The organism is Litorimonas taeanensis (genome assembly GCF_003634015.1).
Lineage (GTDB): Bacteria > Pseudomonadota > Alphaproteobacteria > Caulobacterales > Maricaulaceae > Litorimonas > Litorimonas taeanensis.
Window position 1 is genome coordinate 387,097 of record NZ_RBII01000002.1, and the last position, 7,500, is coordinate 394,596.

Genomic DNA, 7,500 nt, shown 5'->3' on the forward strand with positions numbered 1-7,500 from the left:
TCCTCCGCATTTGTCTCCTCTATTGGCCTTGTTCTATATTTGTAATATTTGAGCACAAAAAACCCCGCCGGAGTGAACCGAGCGGGGTTTTTGTTGGTTTATGGAGGGTATGTTTTGATGTGTATAAACCGGGCAGCGACCTACTCTCCCGTGCCTTAAGACAAAGTACCATCGGCGCTGCAACGCTTAACGACCGAGTTCGGAATGGGATCGGGTGGGGACGTTGCGCAATAACCACCCGGTCAATGCACATCAAAATTAAATAGTAAAGATATCGCCTAGCTGTCACATGCGGTGAACATGTATGTCCACGCGTATGAGCGCCATACGTTTCTTGTTTGCCATCGATTTGCAAGCAATTCGACAACTTGGCCAAGAAACAATCTGAAATGAATCAAGCCAATCGAGTTATTAGTACTGGTAAGCTCCACGTGTTACCACGCTTCCACACCCAGCCTATCAACGTTGTAGTCTACAACGACTCTCAAGGGAGTTCTCGTATTGAGGGGGGTTTCCCGCTTAGATGCTTTCAGCGGTTATCCTGTCCATTCATAGCTACGCTGCAATGCCACTGGCGTGACAACAGCTCCACCAGAGGAATGTCCACCCCGGTCCTCTCGTACTAAGGGCAGATCCTCTCAAAACTCCTACTCCCACGGTAGATAGGGACCGAACTGTCTCACGACGTTCTAAACCCAGCTCACGTACCGCTTTAAATGGCGAACAGCCATACCCTTGGGACCTTCTCCAGCCCCAGGATGCGATGAGCCGACATCGAGGTGCCAAACAACGCCGTCGATATGGACTCTTGGGCGTCATCAGCCTGTTATCCCCAGAGTACCTTTTATCCGTTGAGCGATGGCCCTTCCATGCGGGACCACCGGATCACTATGACCGACTTTCGTCTCTGCTCGATTTGTCAATCTCGCAGTCAGGCAGGCTTATGCCATTGCACTCAACGTCCGATTTCCGACCGGACTGAGCCTACCTTCGCGCGCCTCCGTTACTCTTTGGGAGGCGACCGCCCCAGTCAAACTACCCACCACACAGGGTCCCGGAACCGGATAACGGTCCGCGGTTAGACATCAATCAGGATCAGGGCGGTATTTCAAGGACGACTCCCCGACAGCTGGCGCCGCCGGTTCAAAGTCTCCCGCCTATCCTACACAAATCATGACTAATGCCACTGTGAAGCTGTAGTAAAGGTTCATGGGGTCTTTCCGTCTAGCCGCGGGTACCTCGCATCTTCACGAGGAATTCAATTTCACTGAGTCTCTGCTGGAGACAGTGGGGAAGTCGTTACGCCATTCGTGCAGGTCGGAACTTACCCGACAAGGAATTTCGCTACCTTAGGACCGTTATAGTTACGGCCGCCGTTTACTGGGGCTTCAATTCGGAGCTTGCACTCCTCCTTTTAACCTTCCAGCACCGGGCAGGCGTCAGACCCTATACGTCGTCTTACGACTTCGCAGAGCCCTATGTTTTTAATAAACAGTCGCCACCCCCTGGTCTGTGCCCCCACCAAAAAGTTGCCTTCATGGTGGGCCTCCTTCTCCCGAAGTTACGGAGGTAATTTGCCGAGTTCCTTCAGCAGAGTTCTCTCAAGCGCCTTGGTATGCTCTACCTGATCACCTGTGTCGGTTTGGGGTACGGTCTTAAATGGGAGCTATTTCCTGGGACAACTTCACCGCACCCCCAATCCAATAAGGGGATACGATACACGTCATCCGTCACTACCCAATGGCCCAGTAATATTAAACTGAGTTCCCATCGACTACGCCTTTCGGCCTTGCCTTAGGGGCCGGCTAACCCTGCGCTGATTAGCATTGCGCAGGAAACCTTGATCTTTCGGCGAAGGGGTCTCTCACCCCTTTTATCGTTACTCATGTCAGCATTCTCACTTCCGATACCTCCAGGACCCCTCACAGGGCCCCTTCACAGGCTTACGGAACGCTCCGCTACCACGCACATAAATGTGCATCCGCGTCTTCGGTGAATAACTTAAGCCCCGGTACATTTTCGACGCAGGAACGCTTGACCAGTGAGCTGTTACGCTATCTTTAAAGGATGGCTGCTTCTAAGCCAACCTCCTGGTTGTCTAAGCATTCTCACATTCTTTACCACTTAGTTATTACTTAGGGACCTTAGACGGCGGTCAGGGCTGTTTCCCTTTCCACTACGGACCTTAGCACCCGTAGTGTGTCTGCCGAATAGTACTCCTCGGTATTCGGAGTTTGGTTAGGTTTGGTAAGACGGTGAGTCCCCCTAGCCCATCCAGTGCTCTACCCCCGAGGGTATTCATTCGACGCTCTACCTAAATAGATTTCGCGGAGAACCAGCTATCTCCAGGTTTGATTGGCCTTTCACCCCTAGTCACACGTCATCCCCTCATTTTTCAACATAAGTGGGTTCGGTCCTCCAGTGAGTGTTACCTCACCTTCAACCTGCACATGACTAGATCACCTGGTTTCGGGTCTGATCCAACTAACTCGACGCGCTATTAACACTCGCTTTCGCTACGCCTACACCTATCGGTTTAAGCTTGCTAGTTAGACCAAGTCGCTGACCCATTATACAAAAGGTACGCCGTCGCCCCGCAAGGAGGCTTCGACAGCTTGTAGACGTCCAGTTTCAGGAACTGTTTCACTCCCCTCGTCGGGGTGCTTTTCACCTTTCCCTCACGGTACTTGTTCACTATCGGTCGCGTAGGAGTACTTAGGCTTGGAGGATGGTCCCCCCATGTTCAGACAGGATTTCACGTGTCCCGCCCTACTCTAGGACTATAATCAACAACACTCTTACGGGGCTGTCACCCACTATGGCTGTGTTTCCCAACACATTCAGATTAGTTAATTATAGCCACTGGCCTGATCCGCGTTCGCTCGCCACTACTAACGGAGTCTCGGTTGATGTCCTTTCCTCCGGGTACTGAGATGTTTCAGTTCCCCGGGTTTGCTTTAATAACCTATGTATTCAGTTATTAATACCTAACACAAACCTTGATAAACCACCCTCATTACTGAGGATAATTATCAGGGTCTGTAAAGGTGGGTTTCCCCATTCAGAGATCTCGGAGTCACAGGTTGTTCGCACCTCGTCCGAGCTTTTCGCAGCGTACCACGTCTTTCATAGCCTCTACGCGCCAAGGCATCCACTAAACGCCCTTGTAACGCTTGATTCTTCAGATTCTTGAGATGGTCACGTCGGCCCGACCAGAAGTGTAGAGCCGCGCAACCTTCAATGTTTAGCGCTCATACGCGAGGACTAACATGTTCAACTTTAGTGTATTGAACATATCCTACGCGATGAGCCGCTAGACGATATCTTTACTATTTAAAAGCCCATCCTTGTCGTAAAGTCTTAGATAAATCTAAGCCTCTGGGCGGATGAGCCCTCCATAAACGATGTCAAATATCCAATCGACAAAGCAAAGCCAAAAGGCACGCTAAGCGAAAGAAACTTGTATAATGAGATGGTGGAGCTTAGCGGATTCGAACCGCTGACCCTCTGCTTGCAAAGCAGATGCTCTACCAACTGAGCTAAAGCCCCTTATCAACCCAAACATTTGGGATGCAAGTAAAACGTCACTGAAAAAGTGGTAGGCCGAAGAAGACTTGAACTTCCGACCTCACGCTTATCAGGCGTGCGCTCTAACCAGCTGAGCTACCGGCCTCTATAACACTTTGTTCAGAAAACAGGCATGTCTAGCCATCTCATTAGTATAACTACCCTGCGTGCTGCACATATTTGCGCACTGCGGATAATTATCGAAAGGGAAGAGAAACGAAGACGGCGCTCGGCCGCTATATGATCCATTATACCTCGTGAGAGGGCGGCGTGAGCCAATGGACCTAAATATTTTCTAAAAGATTGAAAAGGTGCGTTAAACAACACTTACCGAAGTAAATGCGTAAAGAAGACCTTCAAAACCTTCCTTAGAAAGGAGGTGATCCAGCCGCAGGTTCCCCTACGGCTACCTTGTTACGACTTCACCCCAGTCGCTGACCCTACCGTGGTTGGCTGCCTCCTGCAAGCAGGTTAGCGCACCACCTTCGGGTAGAACCAACTCCCATGGTGTGACGGGCGGTGTGTACAAGGCCCGGGAACGTATTCACCGTGGCATGCTGATCCACGATTACTAGCGATTCCAACTTCATGTCTTCGAGTTGCAGAAGACAATCCGAACTGAGACGCCTTTTAGGGATTAACCCTCTGTCAGCGCCATTGTAGCACGTGTGTAGCCCTACCCGTAAGGGCCATGAGGACTTGACGTCATCCCCACCTTCCTCCGGCTTAGCACCGGCAGTTTCTCTAGAGTGCCCAACTAAATGCTGGCAACTAAAGATGAGGGTTGCGCTCGTTGCGGGACTTAACCCAACATCTCACGACACGAGCTGACGACAGCCATGCAGCACCTGTGCACGGTCCAACCGAATTGAAGAAATCCATCTCTGGAAATCGCGACCGGCATGTCAAGGGTAGGTAAGGTTCTGCGCGTTGCTTCGAATTAAACCACATGCTCCACCGCTTGTGCGGGCCCCCGTCAATTTCTTTGAGTTTTAATCTTGCGACCGTACTCCCCAGGCGGAGAGCTTAATGCGTTAGCTGCGTCACCTACAAGCATGCTTGCAGACAACTAGCTCTCATCGTTTACGGTGTGGACTACCAGGGTATCTAATCCTGTTTGCTCCCCACACTTTCGTGCCTCAGCGTCAGTATCTGTCCAGTAAGCCGCCTTCGCCTCTGGTGTTCCTCCTAATATCTACGAATTTCACCTCTACACTAGGAATTCCACTTACCTCTCCAGAACTCAAGACTAACAGTTTTAAATGCAGTTCCAGGGTTGAGCCCTGGGATTTCACATCTAACTTATTAATCCGCCTACGCACGCTTTACGCCCAGTAATTCCGAACAACGCTAGCCCCCTCCGTATTACCGCGGCTGCTGGCACGGAGTTAGCCGGGGCTTCTTTACTAGGTACAGTCATTATCTTCCCTAGCGAAAGAATTTTACAACCCTAAGGCCTTCATCATTCACGCGGCGTTGCTGGATCAGGCTTGCGCCCATTGTCCAATATTCCCCACTGCTGCCTCCCGTAGGAGTCTGGGCCGTGTCTCAGTCCCAGTGTGGCTGATCATCCTCTCAGACCAGCTATAGATCGTCGCCTTGGTAGGCCATTACCCCACCAACAAGCTAATCTAACGCGGCCCCATCCATCACCGATAAATCTTTCTCCCGGAGGACGTATACGGTATTAGCAGTCGTTTCCAACTGTTGTCCCGTAGTGAAGGGTAGGTTGCCACGCGTTACTCACCCGTCTGCCACTGTCCATTACCCGAAGGTAATTTCTCGTTCGACTTGAATGTGTTAAGCACGCCGCCAGCGTTCGTTCTGAGCCAGAATCAAACTCTCAGGTTGAGAGTATAAACTGACTGTGTCGTTATTCACTGACGTTGCGGTATAAATACCGCAGCGTTTGTGCGTTTCAAAGAAATAACGAAAACCTCTCAAATGACTAAGTCATCCAAGCGATTTCATTATTTTCATAAAGAGAAACGTCAACAACAGTCGTTTAAAGAATGTGCGTCCTGTTACCAGGTCCGCTCACAGCTAAACGCCGCCTGCGTCTCTCTTCCCAATATTTACGATGTCAAACAGCGAAAAAAGTCTCTCAACCTTTTCCAAAATAAATGCCCCTCCAAAAGGGGCAGCGCCCGGTAGCTAGCTAACTTTATTCCGTCAGCCCCGTCACCGAGGAGCGCTATATAGGCCTACACTTTTTTTTATGCAACACCTTTTTTACAAAACTAGCAGTTATTTTTAAAATAATTTTACTTAGCCGTTCTCAATCACCACTTAGGCCGAATTAGCAGCTGTCGATACGCTATTTTATAGATATGAGGCTTAAATTGATGGCCAACACGGTAGAACCCGCAAGGCATCAGCGGCTCGTTCTACCCAATATATAGAAGCAAGAATCACAACATTATATATAGAAACAAGAATCACGACGCTCGCTCCGGATACGCCAGCTCCCTCCGCATTTGTCTCCTCTATTGGCCTTGTTCTATATTTGTAATATTTGAGCACAAAAAACCCCGCCGGAGTGAACCGAGCGGGGTTTTTGTTGGTTTATGGAGGGTATGTTTTGATGTGTATAAACCGGGCAGCGACCTACTCTCCCGTGCCTTAAGACAAAGTACCATCGGCGCTGCAACGCTTAACGACCGAGTTCGGAATGGGATCGGGTGGGGACGTTGCGCAATAACCACCCGGTCAATGCACATCAAAATTAAATAGTAAAGATATCGCCTAGCTGTCACATGCGGTGAACATGTATGTCCACGCGTATGAGCGCCATACGTTTCTTGTTTGCCATCGATTTGCAAGCAATTCGACAACTTGGCCAAGAAACAATCTGAAATGAATCAAGCCAATCGAGTTATTAGTACTGGTAAGCTCCACGTGTTACCACGCTTCCACACCCAGCCTATCAACGTTGTAGTCTACAACGACTCTCAAGGGAGTTCTCGTATTGAGGGGGGTTTCCCGCTTAGATGCTTTCAGCGGTTATCCTGTCCATTCATAGCTACGCTGCAATGCCACTGGCGTGACAACAGCTCCACCAGAGGAATGTCCACCCCGGTCCTCTCGTACTAAGGGCAGATCCTCTCAAAACTCCTACTCCCACGGTAGATAGGGACCGAACTGTCTCACGACGTTCTAAACCCAGCTCACGTACCGCTTTAAATGGCGAACAGCCATACCCTTGGGACCTTCTCCAGCCCCAGGATGCGATGAGCCGACATCGAGGTGCCAAACAACGCCGTCGATATGGACTCTTGGGCGTCATCAGCCTGTTATCCCCAGAGTACCTTTTATCCGTTGAGCGATGGCCCTTCCATGCGGGACCACCGGATCACTATGACCGACTTTCGTCTCTGCTCGATTTGTCAATCTCGCAGTCAGGCAGGCTTATGCCATTGCACTCAACGTCCGATTTCCGACCGGACTGAGCCTACCTTCGCGCGCCTCCGTTACTCTTTGGGAGGCGACCGCCCCAGTCAAACTACCCACCACACAGGGTCCCGGAACCGGATAACGGTCCGCGGTTAGACATCAATCAGGATCAGGGCGGTATTTCAAGGACGACTCCCCGACAGCTGGCGCCGCCGGTTCAAAGTCTCCCGCCTATCCTACACAAATCATGACTAATGCCACTGTGAAGCTGTAGTAAAGGTTCATGGGGTCTTTCCGTCTAGCCGCGGGTACCTCGCATCTTCACGAGGAATTCAATTTCACTGAGTCTCTGCTGGAGACAGTGGGGAAGTCGTTACGCCATTCGTGCAGGTCGGAACTTACCCGACAAGGAATTTCGCTACCTTAGGACCGTTATAGTTACGGCCGCCGTTTACTGGGGCTTCAATTCGGAGCTTGCACTCCTCCTTTTAACCTTCCAGCACCGGGCAGGCGTCAGACCCTATACGTCGTCTTACGACT

The 7,500-nt window shown here is 50.6% G+C and carries 2 tRNA genes and 5 rRNA genes (1 of these 7 only partly in view); all 7 read right to left on the reverse strand.

What is annotated here, in order from left to right:
* Positions 1-127: 127 nt before the first annotated feature.
* Positions 128-242, reverse strand: a 5S ribosomal RNA gene (gene rrf, locus DES40_RS09760).
* A 148-nt stretch (positions 243-390) separates the two neighbouring features.
* Positions 391-3,179 (reverse strand): 23S ribosomal RNA (locus DES40_RS09765).
* 294 nt (positions 3,180-3,473) lie between these two features.
* Positions 3,474-3,549 (reverse strand) — tRNA-Ala (locus tag DES40_RS09770).
* A gap of 47 nt (positions 3,550-3,596) precedes the next feature.
* Positions 3,597-3,673 (reverse strand) — tRNA-Ile (locus DES40_RS09775).
* Positions 3,674-3,939: 266 nt separating this feature from the next.
* Positions 3,940-5,418 (reverse strand): 16S ribosomal RNA (locus DES40_RS09780).
* A gap of 743 nt (positions 5,419-6,161) precedes the next feature.
* A 5S ribosomal RNA gene (gene rrf / locus DES40_RS09785) occupies positions 6,162-6,276 on the reverse strand.
* A 148-nt stretch (positions 6,277-6,424) separates the two neighbouring features.
* A 23S ribosomal RNA gene (locus DES40_RS09790) occupies positions 6,425-7,500 on the reverse strand; it runs 1,713 nt beyond the window's last position.
* Together the 16S, 23S and 5S rRNA genes with 2 tRNA genes alongside form the textbook arrangement of a ribosomal RNA operon.